The following is a 17128-nucleotide window of genomic DNA, read 5'->3' as shown; positions in this document are numbered from 1 at the left end:
GTATCCGCTGCGTCTCGCCACGCCCGGACCGTCGCCGTAAAGCCGCGCCTCACGTCGGGTCGGTGGGCAGTGCCTCCAGCTCGAACCGCGCGGTCAGGTCGGGCAGGATCCGGCGCAGCGCGTCCACCGTGCCCTGTCGGTTGCCGCCGGCGTCGTGCAGCAGTACCACCGAGCCCGGTGCGGCCTGGGTCAGGACGGTCGTGGTGATCTTGTTGGCGCCGGGGAGTTCCCAATCCGACGGGTCCACCGACCAGTGCAGCGGGGTCATGCCGAGTTGCCGGGCCACCGTCACCACGGGGTACGTCCAGGCGCCGCCGGGCTGGCGGTACCAGACGATCGGCGCGTTCGGCACCGCCGCCCGGATCGCCTCGTTGGTGCGCAGGAGGTCGGAGCGGATGGCGTCGGCCGATCGGGCACCCAGGCCGACGTCGTGGTGCCACGAGTGGTTGCACAGGGTGTGCCCCTCGTCGACGATCGCCTGGATCAGGTCGGGGTGGTTCTGCGCGTTCTCGCCGACCACGCAGAACGTGGCCCGCACGTCGAATTCGCGCAGCATGGCGAGGACCTGCGGGGTGTACCGCGGGTCCGGGCCGTCGTCGAACGTCAGCGCGAGCCGGCGGGAGCCGGAGGTGGCGTGCGCGCCGAACAGGTTGTCGCCGCCGGCGTCCTGCCCCGTACCGTCCTGACCGGTCTCGGCGGGGCCGGAGCTGGCACTCGGGGTGCCGCTCGGCTCGCCGCCGCCGGGCTGGTCGGCGTAGTGCGGCCCGTCGGCGTTCGTCGTGGCCCCGGTGGAGTGCCCCGGGACCTGGTCGGGGACGAGGCTGCGGCCCAGCGCGTACGCCGAGCCGAGCAGGGCCGCCACCACCACCGTCACGATCCCCGCCGCCCGCACGGTCGAGTTGCCCCGTGTCACGACTGCTGCCCGGCTGGCCGGTCAGGTCGGCCCGTCGCCCCCGTGGTCACTGCACGCACAGTCGCCCCTTTCTCCGACAAACCCGGCAGTCAGAATAGGACTGCCAAGCTGCGCAAAAAGGGCATATGGGAAATTGCCCGGGGCGACTCGCGGGTCAGACGGGCAGTGGCGCGTGCTCCGCCTCGGGCAACGATCGCGACGGCGGGACGACGAACTTGTAGCCGACCTGGCGCACGGTGCCGATCATCGACTCGTACTCCGAGCCGAGCTTGGCGCGCAACCGCCGGACGTGCACGTCCACCGTGCGGGTGCCGCCGAAGTAGTCGTAGCCCCAGACCTCGCGCAGGAGCTGGTCCCGGGTGAACACCCGACCCGGGTGCTGGGCCAGGAACTTCAACAGCTCGAACTCCTTGTAGGTGAGGTCGAGCGGGCGACCCTTGAGCTTGGCCGCGTAGGTGTCCGGGTCGATGTTCAGCTCGCCGGCCCGGATCGAGCCGCCCGCGCCAGCTGTCGCGTTGCTCAGCCGGCCCACCGCCAGCCGCAGCCGGGCCTCGACCTCGGCGGGGCCGGCCGAGGCGAGGATGACGTCGTCGACGCCCCAGTCGGCGTTGAGTGCGATCAGGCCGGCCTCGGTCACCACCGCGACCAGCGGCACGCCGAGCCCGGTGGCGTGCAGCATGCGACAGGTCGCGCGGGCCTCGCTCAACTCCGATCGAGCGTCCACCAGCACCGCGTCCGGGCTGGGGCCCGCGACCAGGGTGCGAACGTCACGCGGCGCGGTGCGGACCGAGTGCGGCAACAGGTCGAGTGCCGGCAGCACAGCCGACGGTTCACCTGCGCGTGCGGTCACCAACAGCAGGATCTCCACGATCACCTCCGTCCCGGCGGCGCACGGCCGCACGCGACCAGACACACTCACGAGGGAGCGCGCTGAGAAATTGCGTGGTCCCGGCGTCGCTGACGGGCGGGTAACGGGTTGAGCGTAACCGATCGCCTCGGCCGCGCCGTCAGGCCATTTCCTGTTTGTCTACCTTGCCCCTGATCGTGGCCCAGGTTTTAACGTTGCCGAAACCCATGACCACCGCGTCGGGCGGTCGGTCTGGCACGATCGGGTCGTGTTTCCCTCCACGTCGCCCGAGGCCGGCCGCGAATCGTGGCCCGCCGGGCCCCACCCGGGTCCGGCCGCCACGCCGTCCCGCGGCCACCCGCCCGCGCCGCGTACCGGTCCGGCCACCACCGACGGCGACCGCCGCGTGCGGGGTGGGCCTCGTCGTGCCCGTCGCGCCGGTGAGCCGGCGCGCCGCTCCGAGGACGAGGTCGACGAGCCGGAGGAGGAGGTCGTACCCCCGGTCGACGTGCGCCGCCAGTTGGCGGTGACCATCGCCGGCTTCGCCGCGTTGCTCGGTGTCGGTCTGGTGCTCGGCGCGCAGACGTCCGGCCCCGGTCACCGCCTGCCGTTCGCCTTCATCATCTTCGGCGTCCAGTTGCTGTTCGTGCTCGCCTGGACCATGGCGATGCGACCGCCGGCGCTGCTGGTGGTCGCCGGGATCAGCGCCGCGGTCGCGGCGCTCGTCGACATCGCCGCGGTGCAGACCGACGTCGCCGGCCTGGCGCCGCTGGGCTACCTGGCCGCCGGTGGGTTCCTCGCCGCGGTGCTCGGCCAGTTGGTCCGCCGGGTCGACCGGGTCCGGGTCACCGACTCGCTCGGCGCCACGCTGCTCATCGTGGTCGGGGTGGTGGCCTTCGGCACCCTGATCGTGCTCAGTCGGATTCCGGCCGGCACCCAGGCGATCACCGTCTGCCTGACGGCGAGCGGTGTCGCGCTGACCGTCGCCCGGTTGACCGACGCCGTGCTGCCCTGGCCCCGGCTGGCTCCGCAGGTGCCGCGGGGCGCCGCCGGGGTGGTCGCCGGCGCGATGGTCGGCACGCTCACCAGCGCGCTGCTGGGCAGCTACCTGGTGGCTCCCTTCACGCCGACCCGGGCCGCCGTGATCGGCCTGGTCGCGGCGGTCACCGCCGTCCTCTCCGATCTCGCTGTGGGGTACGCGGAGGCGGGCCGGCTGATGGCCGGCGAGACGCCCACGATGTGGGTGGCTCGGCACATGCAGGGTCCGCTCGGCGGGTTCGCCCTCGCGGCGCCCGCCGCGTACGCCATGTGCATGCTGTTCCTCTGAGTCACGGTTGAGCCCGGAGTCGGTCGGGTACCTATGGGTGCGCCGCGCTGCGGCACCGGCACGGACGACCCGTCAGCTCGGCGGGCGGAGACAGGAGGCGGCGTGGCGCAGGACTATCCGGTGGACGAGGCGCGACCCCGACGCCGCGGCCGCAAGCTGCTCATCGGGCTGTTCGTGCTGCTCCTGCTGCTGGCCGGGTTGCTGGTGGTCGCCGACCGGGTGGCGGTCGGGGTCGCCGAGCGGATGATCGGTGAACGCGTCCAGCAGGAGGTCGCCAAGCAGGGCGCGCAGTCCACCAAGCCGGACGTGGAGGTCGCCGGAGTCCCGTTCCTCACCCAGGTGCTCGACGGCCGCTATGAGCGGATCTCGATCAAACTGCGGGACGTGCAGGCCCCGGTCGAGGGCGACACCGTGCTGTTGCCGGTGCTCAACGTGGACGCTCGCAACGTGCGGGCCGCACTGGACACCCTGCGTAGCGGCCAGGGTGACGTCGTGGCGGACACCGTCAAGGGCACGGGCACGATCAGCTACGAGAGTCTTGCCGCCCTGCTGAAGCGGCCCGGCCTCACCCTCGGCGAGCAGAACGGCAAGCTCGCCGTCACGGCCCCGGTCGACATCCTCGGTCAGAAGCTCACGGTCAGCGGCACCGCCGACGTCACGGTCGCCGACAACGGCGCGGTCGCCCTGCGTTTCAACGAGTTGGACGCCGCGGGCCTGCCGAACCTGCCGTTGGCCCGGGCCCTCGTGAGCAACTACGCCAAGAGCATCTCCATCGACGTACCCCTGCCCGACCTGCCGTTCCAGCTCGCCGTCCGGGAGGTCCGCCCGCTGCCGGAGGGGTTGGCGGTCACCGCCGACGCGAAGAACGTGCCGATCAATTCCGCCAGCTGAGCCGCGACCCGGGCCGCGCTGGCCCGGGTCGTTCCCGGATGGTGGTCGGCTCAGTGGCAGCACGGTCACCGGCTGGTAGGCTCCCTGCTCATGGGGACCCACCTCACCAAACGGCGCGCGGTCGACCTGTGCCGCGTGGCCACCTGCCTGTGTCGCCCCGTCATCTGACGGCGGGGCTGTCTCCGGCCGCCTTATGGCGGCCACCGGCACAGGGTTCTCGCACCCTCCGGTAAATCCCACCGAACGCCCGGCAGCGGCGCCGTCGCACGAACCCGTGATCCATCCTTCCGCTGGGTCCGCGCGTGGTGCGACAGTTACACCCATCGATCTCGCGCGTTGGCTCACCATCCATCCTCACCAGGGAGTGATTCGATGAGTCGCGACACCGCACTCGTTTCGGCCGAGTGGGCCGAGAAGAACCTCGACGCCCCGGGCGTCGTCTTCGTCGAGGTCGACGAGGACACCTCGGCCTACGACACCGGCCACATCGCCGGCGCCATCAAGATTGACTGGAAGACCGACCTGCAGGACCAGGTCCGCCGGGACTTCGTCAACAAGACCCAGTTCGAGGCGCTGCTCTCCGAGCGGGGCATCAGTAACGACGACACCGTCATCCTCTACGGCGGCAACAACAACTGGTTCGCCGCGTATGCGTACTGGTACTTCAAGCTCTACGGCCACCGCGACGTGAAGCTGCTCGACGGCGGTCGCAAGAAGTGGGAGCTGGATGCCCGTCCGCTGGTCACCGAGGCGGCGGCCCGCCCGGCGACGCAGTACGTCGCGCAGGAGCCGGACACCTCCATCCGGGCGTTCCGCGACGAGGTCGTCGCCGCGATCGGCACCAAGAACCTGGTCGACGTGCGCAGCCCCGACGAGTTCGCCGGCCGCCTGCTCGCCCCTGCCCACCTGCCCCAGGAGCAGGCGCAGCGGGCCGGCCACATCCCCACCGCGATCAGCGTCCCGTGGTCCAAGGCGGCCAACGAGGACGGCACCTTCCGGTCCGACGACGAGCTGCGCCGGATCTACGGCGACGCGGGCCTCGACGACGGCAAGGAGACCATCGCCTACTGCCGCATCGGCGAGCGCTCCTCGCACACCTGGTTCGTGCTCCAGGAGCTGCTGGGTCACCGCAACGTCAAGAACTACGACGGCTCCTGGACCGAGTACGGCTCGCTGGTCGGCGTGCCGGTCGCGCTCGGCGACGAACCCGGGGAGGCCTGATCATGACTCTCCCCACCGCCGCTGGTTGCGCCGCACCTGACCAGGCCGCACCGCTGCCGGCCAGCCTGGACCTGGAGAAGGAAACCGTCATCACCGGCATCGTCCGCTCCGCCGAGGACGAGCCGGTGCCGGGCGCGTACGTCCGGCTGCTCGACTCGACCGGCGAGTTCACCGCCGAGGTGGTGACCTCGGCCGCCGGTCAGTTCCGGTTCTTCGCCGCGCCTGGTTCCTGGACCCTGCGCGCACTGTCCCGGCACGGCAACGGCGACACCGCCATCACCGCCGGTCGGGGCGTCAACGAGGTTGCCGTCACCGTCGTCTGACCCACCGCTCTGATCGACCGGGGCCGGTCACCCACACGGGTGACCGGCCCCGGTCGTTTCCCGCCACGTCAGTAGGCGCGCATCCTGCTCTGGTTGTCGGCGGGGGCCGAGTCCGGCGCAACCACCGAGCGGGATGTGGAACCACCGCCTCCGCTGCCGGGGCGGCGGCGCAGGCGTGACACCATGACCGGGTGAGCGGTGCTGTCCAGACGGGTTGGGCCTCTTCGGCCGGTCCCGCCGCGCCGGCACCCGCCCGGTCGTGGCGGCGTTGGCTGCTGGCCGCGACCGTCGCCTGGGCCCTGCTGTTGGCCCTGCTCACCTGGATGTCGGTCCGTCAGGATCCGCCGACCGTGCGCGAGCAGCGTTCCCTGGACCAGGCCGGTCTGGTGGTCGACCGGGCGGTCGGCGAGCTTGCCCGGGCGGCCGGTGTGGGCGGGCTGCTGGAGCTGAGCCCGCCGCGGGTCGTGTCGGGCTGCCGGGTCACCCCGTTCGCCGACGGGGCGAGGCTGCGACGCGAGGTCGGCGTGCTCGCGCCCACCGGCAGCGAGCAGGCCGTCCTGACCGGGATCGCCGATCGGCTGCCGGCGAGTTGGCGGGCCGGGGTCGGCCCCGGCCTGGACGGCCCCGAGCTGCACGCCGACGCCGGCGAGTTCGTGGCCGTCGTGGGGCGCCCGACCGTGGACGGCCGGGTGCTGTTGCTCGTCGACACCGGTTGCCGGCCGGTCGGCTCCGGCTACTGGCCAGGCCTGTCGCCTGCTGCCGGCCCGGAAGCCGCGGCCCTGACCGCCGCGCTGACGGCGCTCGGCCGGCCCGGTGACGCCCCGCCGGAGTTGGTCGTGGCGCCCTGCCCGGGCGGCGGGTTGGCCCGCACCGCGCGGTCCGCGGCCGGTCCCGGCCCGGCCGCGTCGAAGGACGCCCTCGCCCCGCTGGCCGGCAACACCCCACTGCTGGACCAACCCCCGGTGTACGCGTACCGCGCCGGCCCGGTCACGGTGTTCGCCGACCTCGCGCCGGACGCCACCCGACTGGCCGCCACCGTCGGCTGCCCGAACTGAGCGGGGCAACCCGCCCGGATCAGCCGCCGCCCGGCTGGTCCTCCGGGTCGCGGCTGCGGCCCAACGCGTCGACCATGCCCCAGCGGCCGGGGATGTCCAGCAGCTCGACCCGACCCATCCCCGGCGGCACGGCCGGGTCGATGATCAGGTGCTCGCCCTGCGGCTCCAACCCCAGCATCACCCGCAGCAGCAGCAGCGGAGTGCCTGTCGACCAGGCCTGAGGGCTGCACGCGGTCGGGTACTCCACCGGGTAGTCGGTGAGGTCCCGGGCGTAGCCGGCGAACGCCTCCGGTAGCCGCCCCTCGAAGTACCGGGACGCGGCGAGCATCGTGTCGCAGAGCTTGCCGGCCTCCTCCCGGAAGCCGTACCGCCACAACCCCCAGGCGATGATCGAGTTGTCGAACGGCCACACCGTGCCCACGTGGTAGCCGATCGGGTTGTAGCGCCCCTGGTCCGCGGCGAGCGTCCGCACCCCCCAGCCGGAGAACAGGCGTGGCCCGAGCAGGTGCTCGACCACCTTGCCGGCACGCGACTCGTCCACGATGCCGCTCCACAGCAGGTGCCCGATGTTCGAGGTCAGCGCGTCCACCTGCCGGCCGTCGGCGTCCAGCGCGAGCGCGTAGTACTCGCGGTCGGCGATCCAGAAGTCACGGTCGAACCGCCGTTTGAGATCGGCGGCCTGCCGCTCCAGCTCGTCGGCGTACTCCGGGTCGTTCCAGAAGGTCCGGGCCAGCCGGGCCGCCCGGATCTTCGCGTCGTACGCGTACCCCTGCAACTCGCAGGTGGCCAGGGGGAAGCCGGGCAGTTGACCGTCGGCGTACGAGATGGCGTCCCAGGAGTCCTTCCAGCACTGGTTCTGTAGGCCGGTCTCCGGGTTGCGGGTCTGATACCACAGGTAGCCGGTGCCGAGCAGGTCACCGTAGGTGTCGATCCACTGCAACGCCGCGCGGACCTGCGGCTCCAGCCGGCGCACCAGCGTGGAGTCACCCGTCCAACGCTCGTACTCGTCGATCAGAATGACGAACAGTGGTGTCGAGTCGGCCGACCCGTAGTACGGCGAGTGTGGCTGCTCCTCGAAGCCGGCGGTCTCCCCGTACCGCAGCTCGTGCAGGATCTTGCCGGGCTCCTCGTCCCGGAAGTCGTCCACCCGGTGCCCCTGTAGTCCGGCCAGCATCAGGATTGTCGGCGGGACCAGCTCCGGCAGGAACGGCAGCACCTGCAGTGAGGTGATGATGCTGTCCCGGCCGAACAGGGTCATGAACCAGGGCAGTCCCGCGGCGATCAGCCGCACGCCCAGGGCGATCGACTCGTAGCGCAGGGCGGCCAGGTCGTTGAGGCTGCGCCGGTACGCCCCGGCCAGCGGCTCGCAGTCGCACCCGAGTTTCGGCGCCCGGTCGATCAGCTCCTGCTGCTCGGCCCGGATGGCGTCCGCGTTGCGGCTGCCCCCGTACGGCAGGGTGGCCCGGATGTCCTCGCCACGCGCCCCGTAGACGACGCTGGAGACGTGCAGCCGGGTGGTCCACGTGCTGTTGCGGGCGATCCGGACCTGAAAGGTCATCCCGGTGGCGTCGACCTGCGCGGGCGCAGTTGTGGTGACCACCATCTCCCGGTGGAACGCCTCCCGCCGGTAGGTCAGCCGCAGCTCGTTCTCGGCGACCGAGACGGTGGTCCGGCCCCGCTTCTGCCGAGAGTTCTTGATCTCGAACAGGTCGGCGAAGTCGGCCCCGACCTCGATGCGGATGGTGCACTCGGACTCCGCGCCGAGGTGGTTGAGCACGGTCAGCTCCTCCTCGAAGCTGCCCACGATCGCCCGGCTGCGGATCACCGACGCCTTCGCGTCCAGATAGTGCGTGGGTTCCCCGGGGGCGAGGAAGAACTTGGTGCGGTACGACTCGGTGGCGTCGACGGAGAGGGCGTGCAGCCGTTCGCCGTCCAGGGTGAGCACCCAGGTGGACAGGAATCGGGTGTCGAAGGAGAACAGCCCGGTGGGGAAGTCGTAGGACGGTTCGATGTCTCCCCGCCGGTCGCTGACCAGGAAGGTGTTGCCGTCCAGGATGCTGACGAGTTCCTTCACGCCGGCCGTCCGGCTGCTCGGCGCGCGGTTTCGCGGGGGTCGCGGGTGCCGGGCGGGTTCGGGAAGAACCGCCGGAAGGCGAGGAAGAGCACCACGTTGCCGCTGAACGTGCTCTCGTTGCGCAGCACCGCGGCGACACCCTGGGCCTCACCGGTGATCAGCCGGTCGAAGAGCGCGGCGCTGCTGTACCAGATCGCGTCGGCCGGCCCGCGCCCGCGGCTGACCTGCACCGACCCGGGCCGCATCCGGACCAGCCAGTGCTCGGTCCGGTGGTCGTCGCCGAGGTCGATCTGCAGGGTTCCGTCGGCCAGGCCGCCCAAGACGTCGGGGGCGCGCGACGGCAGTGCTTCGAAGAACCTCTCCGTCGCCTCGGTCACATCCGAATCGTAGGCAGCCGCCCGAGTTGTCGGGTCGGTATCGGCACTCCGCTCGAATCGACAGCCCGCGTCGGGCCGGTCAGTAGACGAGCGCCTGCGCGCCCTCGGCCATCGCCTCCTCGACGAAGACCGCCGCACCCGCGATCCGGACCCCGGGCAGGACGTCGTCCGGGCCGATCTCCCGGCGGGCCGCGCACTGGGTGCAGGCCGTCACCCGGCCGCTGGTCAGGATGACGTGCAACAGCTCGGCCAGCGGCGCGGAGTGCGGCAGCTCGAACTGTTGCGCACGACCGGGCAGGGCGAACCAGGTCGACTCACCGGTCAACCAGAGCGACACGTCCACTCCGGCCGCGACGGCCGTCGCGGCGACCGTGAATGCCTGTGCGCACCGCTCCGGGGCGTCCGCCCCCGCGGTGACCTTGACGACGAGAGTGCGGGCCATGTGGCCCAGCATAGGATGGCCGGGATGGTTACCGAGATCGGGTTTGTCAGCCTGTTGGTCGCTGGCCTGGGCGGGCTCGCCGGTGGCCTGGTCTACCTTGCCGTACGCATTTCGAGAGGACGCTGGTGACGCTGGTGAGCGACGAGAATCCGCTGCAGCCGCCGTGGCTGAACGCGCCGCCGGTCGAGGAGTACCCGTTCGAGGAGAGTCACGACCTGCGGGTCGGGCCGAAGCTGCATCCCGCGCTGGACGGCCTGCTGCCCTACGTCGGTCTGTGGCGCGGCCGGGGCAAGGGTGGTTTCCCCACCATCGAGGATTTCGACTACGCGCAGGAGATCCGGATCAGCCACGACGGCCGACCGTTCCTGCACTACGAGTCCCGTGCCTGGATCCTGGACGAGCAGAGCAGGCCGGTCCGGCCGGCCGGCCGTGAGATCGGCTGGTGGCGACCGGTGCTGGTGGACGGACGCGCGACAGATGAGCTGGAGGTGCTGCTGACCACGCCCACGGGGGTGATGGAGCTGCACCTGGGCAAGCGCACCGGCACGCAGGTGGAGTTGGCCACCGACGCGGTGGTACGCACTCCGACCGCCAAGGAGGTCACCGGCGGGAAGCGGCTCTTCGGCATCGTCGAGGGCGCGCTGCTCTACGCCCAGGAGATGGCCGCGATGGGGCACGGGCTCAGCCCGCACCTCTCCGCCCGGCTCGTCCGGGTCGGCGGCTGACCAGGGTTGGTGTCAACGCCCTGGGCCCGCCGCAGGCCGGCCAGGGGCTTTTGGCACAGGCGCTAGACGGGGTAACCCAGCAGGGACTGTAGGGCGGGGGTGCGCGGGCAGCGGTCCCGACGCACCCCGTCCAGCGTGTGGACCTCGACGGCCCCGCGCACGGACGAGGTGAACCACACGCCGTCCGCCGCGTGCAGCTCGGCGGTGGTGACCATCCGCTCGGCGGCGTTCAGGCCCAGCTCGCCGGCGTGGGCGAGCAGCCAGGCGACTGTCGTGCCGGCGAGGATGCCGGTGGTGGCGGCCGGCACCGTGCAGAGCGTGTCGTCGGTGAGCCACACCACGTTGGCCCAGGGGCCCTCCAGGGCGTACCCGTCGGAGGAGACCCACAGCACGTCGTCCACCCCGGCCCGGTTGGCCCAGCGGCGGGCGGCGCTGTTGACCGCGTACGACGTGGATTTGATCCCGGCGGGCAGCCAGCTCAGCCCGTTGCGGGCGTCGGCGGGCACCCCGAGCGGCAGGGTGGCCACCCCGATCCCGTCCCGGCGGGCTGCCCGGGAGGCCGCCGGCACCTCGGCCAGCGTGGCGTAGACCGTCGGCGGTCCGCCGCTCTCCGGGCCTCGCGTGCAGACCAGCCGAAGTGTCCCTTCCACAGCCGCTGGCCAGCCTGCGCGTACCTCGTCGAGCAGGTCGATCAGCGCCGCGGTGGGCGGCACGGCCAGTTCGACGGCGTCGGCGGCCGCGACCAGGCGGGCCAGGTGTTCGTCGCGCAGCCACGGCCGGCCCTGACGGAGGTGCATGGTCTCGAAGAGGCCGTCGCCACGGAGGACGCCGAGGTCGTCACCGCGGAGCACCGGATCGCCGGCCGCCACCGGGCCGCGCCCGAGGACGGCGATTCGCGTGGTCGGCTGGGTCGCGGTCGTACCGGTGGGCGTCGTCACCATGACCGTCGAGCGTAGCGGCGGTCGATCGCGGTGCGCGGACCGGCATGGTGGCCGAACTATGATCGGAGGGTGTCCGAATCCTCCCTCGCGGAAATGCTGCGGGCCCGTGGGCTGCGGCTGACGGCCCAGCGGCAGCTCGTCCTCCAGGCGGTGCTCGATCTGGGCCACGCCACACCGGAGCAGGTGCACACCGCGGTCCGGGAGGTCGCCGCCGGCGTCAACATCACCACCATCTACCGCACGCTGGAGCTGCTGGAACGGCTCGGCCTGGTCACCCACACCCACCTGTCGCACGGCTCACCGACCTATCACGCCGCGGGTGAGCACCAGCACGTCCACCTGGTCTGCCGGGAGTGTGGGGCGATCGACGAGATCGATCCGCTGCTGCTCCGCCCACTCGCCGACGAGTTGGTCGCGCAGCGCGGGTTCCGGGTGGATATCGGGCACGTGTCACTCTTCGGCGTCTGCGCACGCTGCGAGAACGGGGACAACAAATGATCGACATCGCGGGTGCGGTGGCCGTCGAGAGCATCGACGAGGCCAGCCGCGACCAGCCGGATCCGGCGCACGTCGCGGCCGGGGTGCGGGGGGTGGCCGCGCACTACGGCGACCCGCTGCGTGAGCAGCGCACCCTCGATACCGAGGTCGGCCTGGTCGACCGGTCGCACCGGGGGGTCATCGCGGTGCCCGGGGAGGAGCGCGCCGGGTGGTTGCACACGATCACCTCGCAGTACCTGACGACGCTGGCCGCCGGTGAGGGCACCGAGCTGCTGGTGCTCTCCCCGCACGGCCACGTCGAGCAGCACGCGCTCGTCGCCGAGGACGGCGAGACGGCGTGGCTGGACACCGAGCCGGGTGCGACCGAGGGCCTGCTGACCTACCTGGAGAAGATGCGGTTCTTCAGCCGGGTCGACCCGCGCGACGCGACCGCCGAACGGGCGTTGCTGTCGCTTGTCGGGCCGGCGGCGACGGAGGCGCTGGCCACGCTCGGCGTGACCGGGCTGGCCGAACCGGACCTGGTCGCGGTGCCCGGCCCGAAGTTCGCCGCCGGCGCCGTCCCACCACGGGCGAGCGTCCGGTACGACGTCAAACCGCTGCCGATCGGCGGCTGGGCACGACGGGGCCTGCTCGGGGTGGACCTGCTGGTGCCCCGCCCGGCAATGGATCAGGTGGTGGCCGAGCTGCGTGGCGCGGGCGTGCCGGTCGCCGGCCTGTGGGCGTACGAGGCGATCCGGGTGGCCGCCCGGCAGCCCCGGGTCGGGGTGGACACCGACCACCGGACCATTCCCGCCGAGGTGGATCTGATCGGCCCGGCGGTGCACCTGGACAAGGGTTGTTACCGGGGGCAGGAGACGGTGGCCCGGGTGCACAACATGGGCCGGCCGCCGCGTCGCCTCGTCCTGCTGCACCTGGACGGGGTGACCACCGATCAGCCGCCGACCGCCGGTACGCCGGTGACCCTCGACGGTCGGGCGGTCGGCTTCGTCGGCACCGCCGTGCTGCACCACGAGCTGGGCCAGGTCGCCCTCGCGGTGCTGAAGCGGAACGTCCCGGACGACGCCGCGCTGATGATCGGGGAGACCGCGGCGGCGATCGACCCCTCCTGAGCGGGCCGTCTAGGATCGCCGGCATGACGACAGGGACGTTGATCACGGTGGCTCCGACCGGCGCGGAGTCGGCCAAGGCGGAGGTGCCGGCCCTGCCGGTGACCCTCGACGAGCTGCTGCTCACCGCGAAGGAGTGCGAGGCGCTCGGCGCCGCAGTGATCCACGTCCACATCCGCGACGACGAGGCCCGGCCGACGCTGGACCCGGTGCGGCTGGCCGACACGGTGGCGGCGCTGCGGGCCAGCACCGACCTGATCGTGCAGCTCTCCTCCGGCGGGGCGGTGACCGACCCGGAGGCCGCCCGGCTGGCCGTGCTCGACGCCCGGCCGGACATGGCCTCCTGCACCATGGGCACCGTCAACTTCGGCGACGACGTCTTCCTCAACCGCTGGGAGTTCATCGTCGACCTGCACACCCGGATGCAGGAGCGCGGGATCGTTCCGGAGTACGAGATCTTCGACCTCGGCCACCTGTCCGCGTTGCAGCGACTGCTCGGCAAGTACGGGCTGCCGGCCGGCGGGCACGTGCACGTCGACTTCGTGATGGGGGTGCCGGGCGGCATGCCGGGCACCACCGAGACGCTTGTCGCCGCCCATCGGATGCTGCGCGACCTGCCCGAGGGCACCACCTTCTCGGCCACCGGCGTCGGCCGCAGCACCCTCCCAGTGCTGTTGGCCGCGCTGTCGACGGGCGGGCACCTGCGCGTCGGTATGGAGGACACGGTGACGTACGCGAAGGGCCGCCCGGTGGAGTCCAACATGCAGTTGGTCGCCCGCGCGGTGGGTTTCGCCCAGCTCGCCCAGCGCCCGCCGCTGACCACCACCGAGGCCCGCGAGCTGCTCGGCCTGTAAGGACGGGTGCGTCCCACGCCCCTGTCACCCGGGCGGTGGACGACCTGGTCACCCCGCCGACGGGCACCCCGGGACCGTCGGTACCGTCCAGCGCGTGACGAAGACGTACGAGGGCGGCGCGCCGCTCGCCGAGGTGGTCCGGTCCGGGTTCGTGGAGGGTGCGCACCGCGGCTCGGTGGTGGTGCTGGACGCCGCCGGTGTGCCGGTGGCCACCGCCGGGGACGTGCATTCGCCGGTCTTTCCCCGGTCGGCCAGCAAGCCGATGCAGGCGATCGGGATGCTTCGGGCCGGTCTGGTTCTGACCGACCCGGCCGACCTGGCCCTGGTGTCGGCGAGCCATGCGGGTGAGGACTTCCACCTGGCCCGGGTCGGTGCGCTGCTGGAGCGCGCCGGGCTGGACGCGGAAGCGTTGCACTGCCCGCCCGACCTGCCGGTGGGCACGGCCGCCCGGGAGGCGGTGCTGCGCGCCGGTGGCGGCCCGAGCAGGGTGCAGATGAACTGCTCCGGTAAGCACAGCGGGATGCTGCTGACCTGCGCGGCCGCCGGTTGGCCGCAGGAGGGCTACTGGCGGCCGGAGCACCCGTTGCAGCAGCGGTTGCGGGCGGCCATCGAGGAGTTCACCGGCGAGCGGGCGGCGGCGGTGGGCGTGGACGGTTGCGGCGCCCCGGTGCTCGCCGTGTCGCTGACCGGCCTGGCCGGGGCGTACCTCCGGCTTGTCGACGCCGAGCCCGGCTCGGCGCCGCGCGTGGTGGCCGACGCCATGCGCGCGCACCCGGAGATCGTGGGTGGCACCCAGGCCGACGACACCCGGCTGATGCGCGGCGTCCCGGGCCTACTGGCCAAGGTCGGTGCCGAGGGCGTGTTCGCGGTGGCGCTACCGGGCGTCGGCGCCGTCGCGCTGAAGATCGACGACGGTGCCGACCGCGCCCGGATGCCGGTGTTGGTCTCCGCGCTGCGCCGGCTCGGCGTGGACGCGCCGGTGCTGACCGAGTACGCGGAGGTGCCGCTCTTCGGCGGCGGGGTCCCGGTCGGCGCGGTCCGCCCGCTCTGGTGACACCACCGGTCCGGCGACCCGGCTCGGCGGCCAACGCCGGAACGAGCGCTACACCGCACGGGTGCAGCGCTCGTCGCGGTAGGTCCGCCGGCGGGTGGTGCTCTCGGCCGCCTGACGTCGCCGCGGTCGGGCCCGCTGCGGGCCTTAGCTCAGGAAGTCGAGCAGTGCGGCGTTGACCGGCTCCGGACGCTCCAGCGGCAGCAGGTGCGCGGCGTCCGGCACGTCGGGCAGTCGTACCGCGCCGGGGACCTCGGCGGCGATCCGGTCGGCGAGTCGACTGATGTCCGGCACGTCCGCGGCACCGGCGGTGACCAGGACGGGCATCCTCAGCTCGCCGAGGCGGCCGATCGCCGGTGGCGTCAGCTCGCCCACCTCGACCGCGCCGAGCGCCAACTCGGCGGCGAGGGCGCGCTGGTCCATCTCCTGCGCGAACGCGAGCAGTTCCGGGTCGACGTCCTCCGGTCGGCGGGTCGGGCCCACCACCCAGAACCGCACCTCGCCGGCCGCCCCGGCGACGAAGTCGTCGGGATCGACCTCCCCGACCAGGCTGTCCCAGAGGTCGTTGGCCTCCTCGGACCACTCGTTGCCGGAGACCGCGGTGTCGAACAGCGCGAGCGCGCTCACCCGGTCGGGGTGGGCCAGCGCGGTGTCGATGGCGACCGACCCGCCGAAGGAGCAGCCGACCAGGGCGGCCCGGGGCAGGTCGAGCGCGTCCAGCAGCCCGGCCACGTCGTCGTGGTGTGCGAACGGGGTCGGGGGCAGCTCAGAATCTCCGTAGCCGCGCAGGTCCGGAACGATCACCCGGTGCCGGGCGGCGAGCGCGGGCAGCTGCCCCCGCCACATCCGCCGGTCGGCGATGCCGGCGTGCAGCAGCACGACGGGCGAACCCGTGCCGGCCTCGTCGTACGCGATGCTTGCTCCATTGACTGTGATCTTGTGCACGAACGGACCGTACGGATCGGCGAAGCGGTGTGCAAACGGGTGCTGAGACGTTGCTAACTGTGGCTAGCGTTTTGCTTGCAAGAGCTAGCGCGGCCGGTTAGCGTCGCTGTCATGGCCACACCGAAGGACCTTCCCGACGTCGGCGGGTTCATCCGCGATCTGCGGCGCAACGCCAAGATCTCGCTGAGGCAGCTCGCCGAACAGGCGGGGGTCAGCAATCCGTACCTCAGCCAGATCGAGCGCGGCCTGCGCAAGCCGAGCGCCGAGGTGCTTCAGCAACTGGCGAGCGCGCTGCGGGTGTCCACCCCCGCGATGTACCTGCGCGCCGGTCTGCTCGACGACAAGGAAGGCCACGGCGTGCTCGCCGCCATCGCCGTGGACGCCGACCTGACGATGGCCCAGAAGCAGTCGCTCAGCCAGATCTACGAGACGTTTCGTCGGGAGAACGCCCGGCTGACCGAGGCTCGGGCCGACGCCGACGCCGAGGGCACCGGCGCGGCCACCCCGACCGGCGCGACCATCGCGACCACCCCGACCGACGTGGCCACCCCGGCCGGCGCGACCACCCCGACCGACGTCGCCGACCAGCCCGCCGACGTGGCCAACCTGGCCGCCACCGGCCCCACCACCGCAGGCGGCACCCCGACCGAGGCCGTGCTCGAGTCGGTTGCCGTCACCGAGGCGGGCGCCGCCCCCGCCCCGCGCAGCACCAGCACCCCCGAAAAGAAGGCCGCCGCGGCGGCCGAGGAGGAGACGTCATGAGCGAGCCGAAGACCAACCGCATCCCCGCCCCGATCTACGCCGCCGCCGGCGCCGGTGAGTTGGCCATCGAGCAGCTGCGCAAGCTGCCCGCCGTGGTCGGCGTCCTCGGCACCCGGGTCGTCGCCGACCTGGGTGGTCGGGCCGTGCTGACCGGCTTCGAGTTGCGTCAGAAGGCCACCGAGACGCTGCGTACCGCCAATGAGACGGCCGGGACGCTGCGCGACCGGGCGCAGGCCGAGTTGGACCTGACCAAGCTCCGCGAGTCGGCCGACCTGGCCAAGCTCCGCGAGGTTGCCGACCTGGCCAAGCTGCGTGAGGCCACCGACCTGGACAAGCTGCGTGCCGCCGCGACCCGCAACGCCATCATGGTGTTCGCGAGTGCGCAGGCCGCCCAGGAGCGGGCCTTCGCCGCGTACGGTGCGCTTGTCGCCCGTGGTGAGCGGGTCGTCGGCGCCGGTGTGCTGGAGGCCGCCGAGACGGTCAACGCCGACATCGAGGCCACCCAGGCCGTGACGCCCGTCACCACGGCCCCGGCCGCCACGGCCACCGCGCCGGCCGAGGTGCTGACCCCGGCCGAGGTGCCGACCCCGGCCGACGTGGCCGAGATCGCCGAGGCCAAGCCGGCCGCCGTCAAGAAGGCAGCCCGTGCCCCGAAGGCCCCCAAGCCGGCCGCGACCCCGTCGGCGAAGCTGCCCGGGGCCACCAAGCGGACCCGCCCGACGGCCGAGTAGTTCGACCGTTCGACGACCCCGGCGGCGTCCTTGTCGGACGTAGCC

The 17128-nt window shown here is 72.5% G+C and carries 21 protein-coding genes; 14 read left to right on the top strand and 7 right to left on the bottom strand.

Going from position 1 to position 17128, the window contains the following annotated elements; translation table 11 throughout:
• Positions 1–49: 49 nt before the first annotated feature.
• Both AB0B14_RS31160 and AB0B14_RS31155 read right to left on the bottom strand, forming a co-directional pair.
• Positions 50–913, bottom strand: coding sequence for a polysaccharide deacetylase family protein (locus AB0B14_RS31160; RefSeq protein WP_357068220.1), 864 nt, complete (start codon positions 911–913; stop codon positions 50–52).
• A 154-nt stretch (positions 914–1067) separates the two neighbouring features.
• On the bottom strand, positions 1068–1787 hold the full coding sequence (locus AB0B14_RS31155; RefSeq protein ID WP_192580148.1) for a response regulator transcription factor: 720 nt from the start codon (positions 1785–1787) through the stop codon (positions 1068–1070).
• Between the two features lie 241 nt (positions 1788–2028).
• Between AB0B14_RS31155 and AB0B14_RS31150 the strand changes: the two genes are divergently transcribed.
• The 6 genes from AB0B14_RS31150 (at position 2029) to AB0B14_RS31125 (ending at position 6577) form a co-directional block, all read left to right on the top strand.
• A complete protein-coding gene (locus AB0B14_RS31150; protein WP_357068222.1) occupies positions 2029–3087 on the top strand; it encodes a hypothetical protein in 1059 nt (352 codons plus the stop codon).
• Positions 3088–3189: 102 nt separating this feature from the next.
• The gene (locus AB0B14_RS31145) at positions 3190–3978 is read left to right on the top strand and encodes a DUF2993 domain-containing protein (RefSeq protein ID WP_357068224.1); all 789 of its coding nucleotides are present in this window, start codon (positions 3190–3192) and stop codon (positions 3976–3978) included.
• A 90-nt stretch (positions 3979–4068) separates the two neighbouring features.
• Positions 4069–4146: an Ms5788A family Cys-rich leader peptide gene (locus AB0B14_RS31140; RefSeq protein ID WP_310503780.1), complete on the top strand. Its 78-nt coding sequence runs from the start codon at positions 4069–4071 to the stop codon at positions 4144–4146.
• A gap of 204 nt (positions 4147–4350) precedes the next feature.
• Positions 4351–5199: a sulfurtransferase gene (locus AB0B14_RS31135; RefSeq protein ID WP_357068226.1), complete on the top strand. Its 849-nt coding sequence runs from the start codon at positions 4351–4353 to the stop codon at positions 5197–5199.
• A gap of 2 nt (positions 5200–5201) precedes the next feature.
• A complete protein-coding gene (locus tag AB0B14_RS31130; RefSeq protein WP_357068228.1) occupies positions 5202–5522 on the top strand; it encodes a DUF1416 domain-containing protein in 321 nt (106 codons plus the stop codon).
• A gap of 191 nt (positions 5523–5713) precedes the next feature.
• Positions 5714–6577, top strand: coding sequence for a hypothetical protein (locus tag AB0B14_RS31125; protein WP_357068230.1), 864 nt, complete (start codon positions 5714–5716; stop codon positions 6575–6577).
• 19 nt (positions 6578–6596) lie between these two features.
• Here AB0B14_RS31125 and AB0B14_RS31120 read toward each other — a convergent pair whose 3' ends face one another.
• From AB0B14_RS31120 to AB0B14_RS31110, 3 genes are all read right to left on the bottom strand, one after another.
• Positions 6597–8651 (bottom strand): glycogen debranching N-terminal domain-containing protein, encoded by a 2055-nt coding sequence (locus AB0B14_RS31120; RefSeq protein WP_357525662.1) that lies wholly within the window; start codon positions 8649–8651, stop codon positions 6597–6599.
• Positions 8648–9028, bottom strand: coding sequence for an SCP2 sterol-binding domain-containing protein (locus AB0B14_RS31115; RefSeq protein WP_357068235.1), 381 nt, complete (start codon positions 9026–9028; stop codon positions 8648–8650). The genes AB0B14_RS31120 and AB0B14_RS31115 overlap by 4 nt, the downstream gene beginning before the upstream one ends.
• A 79-nt stretch (positions 9029–9107) precedes the next feature.
• Positions 9108–9482: a DsrE family protein gene (locus AB0B14_RS31110; protein ID WP_204942287.1), complete on the bottom strand. Its 375-nt coding sequence runs from the start codon at positions 9480–9482 to the stop codon at positions 9108–9110.
• Positions 9483–9494: 12 nt separating this feature from the next.
• Here AB0B14_RS31110 and mtfM point away from each other — a divergent pair, with 12 nt between their 5' ends.
• Both mtfM and AB0B14_RS31100 read left to right on the top strand, forming a co-directional pair.
• Positions 9495–9599: a small membrane protein MtfM gene (mtfM, locus tag AB0B14_RS31105; RefSeq protein ID WP_030327764.1), complete on the top strand. Its 105-nt coding sequence runs from the start codon at positions 9495–9497 to the stop codon at positions 9597–9599.
• 5 nt (positions 9600–9604) lie between these two features.
• Positions 9605–10195, top strand: coding sequence for an FABP family protein (locus AB0B14_RS31100; RefSeq protein ID WP_357068237.1), 591 nt, complete (start codon positions 9605–9607; stop codon positions 10193–10195).
• Between the two features lie 62 nt (positions 10196–10257).
• Here AB0B14_RS31100 and AB0B14_RS31095 read toward each other — a convergent pair whose 3' ends face one another.
• Positions 10258–11136 carry an aminotransferase class IV gene (locus AB0B14_RS31095; protein ID WP_357068239.1) on the bottom strand — a complete coding sequence of 293 codons (879 nt, stop codon included), beginning with the start codon at positions 11134–11136 and terminating at the stop codon, positions 10258–10260.
• Positions 11137–11205: 69 nt separating this feature from the next.
• Here AB0B14_RS31095 and AB0B14_RS31090 point away from each other — a divergent pair, with 69 nt between their 5' ends.
• The 4 genes from AB0B14_RS31090 (at position 11206) to AB0B14_RS31075 (ending at position 14648) form a co-directional block, all read left to right on the top strand.
• Entirely contained in the window at positions 11206–11634 is a 429-nt protein-coding gene (locus AB0B14_RS31090; RefSeq protein WP_357068241.1) for a Fur family transcriptional regulator, read from the top strand.
• The gene (locus AB0B14_RS31085; RefSeq protein WP_357068243.1) at positions 11631–12743 is read left to right on the top strand and encodes a folate-binding protein; all 1113 of its coding nucleotides are present in this window, start codon (positions 11631–11633) and stop codon (positions 12741–12743) included. Before AB0B14_RS31090 ends, AB0B14_RS31085 begins: the two co-directional genes overlap by 4 nt.
• A gap of 23 nt (positions 12744–12766) precedes the next feature.
• Positions 12767–13594, top strand: a complete 828-nt coding sequence (locus tag AB0B14_RS31080; RefSeq protein ID WP_357068245.1) for a 3-keto-5-aminohexanoate cleavage protein — start codon at positions 12767–12769, stop codon at positions 13592–13594.
• A 94-nt stretch (positions 13595–13688) separates the two neighbouring features.
• Positions 13689–14648: an asparaginase gene (locus AB0B14_RS31075; protein WP_357525660.1), complete on the top strand. Its 960-nt coding sequence runs from the start codon at positions 13689–13691 to the stop codon at positions 14646–14648.
• A gap of 144 nt (positions 14649–14792) precedes the next feature.
• On the opposite strand, the gene AB0B14_RS31070 is transcribed toward AB0B14_RS31075, so the two are convergent.
• Positions 14793–15590, bottom strand: a complete 798-nt coding sequence (locus AB0B14_RS31070; protein WP_357525658.1) for an alpha/beta hydrolase — start codon at positions 15588–15590, stop codon at positions 14793–14795.
• Between the two features lie 111 nt (positions 15591–15701).
• Here AB0B14_RS31070 and AB0B14_RS31065 point away from each other — a divergent pair, with 111 nt between their 5' ends.
• Both AB0B14_RS31065 and AB0B14_RS31060 read left to right on the top strand, forming a co-directional pair.
• Complete coding sequence (locus AB0B14_RS31065) at positions 15702–16352, top strand: helix-turn-helix domain-containing protein (protein ID WP_357525656.1); 651 nt, start codon at positions 15702–15704, stop codon at positions 16350–16352.
• Positions 16349–17083, top strand: a complete 735-nt coding sequence (locus tag AB0B14_RS31060) for a hypothetical protein (protein WP_357525654.1) — start codon at positions 16349–16351, stop codon at positions 17081–17083. Before AB0B14_RS31065 ends, AB0B14_RS31060 begins: the two co-directional genes overlap by 4 nt.
• Positions 17084–17128 lie beyond the last annotated feature (45 nt).

It is taken from the genome of Micromonospora sp. NPDC049171 (genome assembly GCF_040648275.1).
Lineage (GTDB): Bacteria > Actinomycetota > Actinomycetes > Mycobacteriales > Micromonosporaceae > Micromonospora.
The sequence above is the reverse complement of the archived record's forward strand: the minus strand, read 5'-3'. Positions and strand labels throughout refer to the sequence as shown.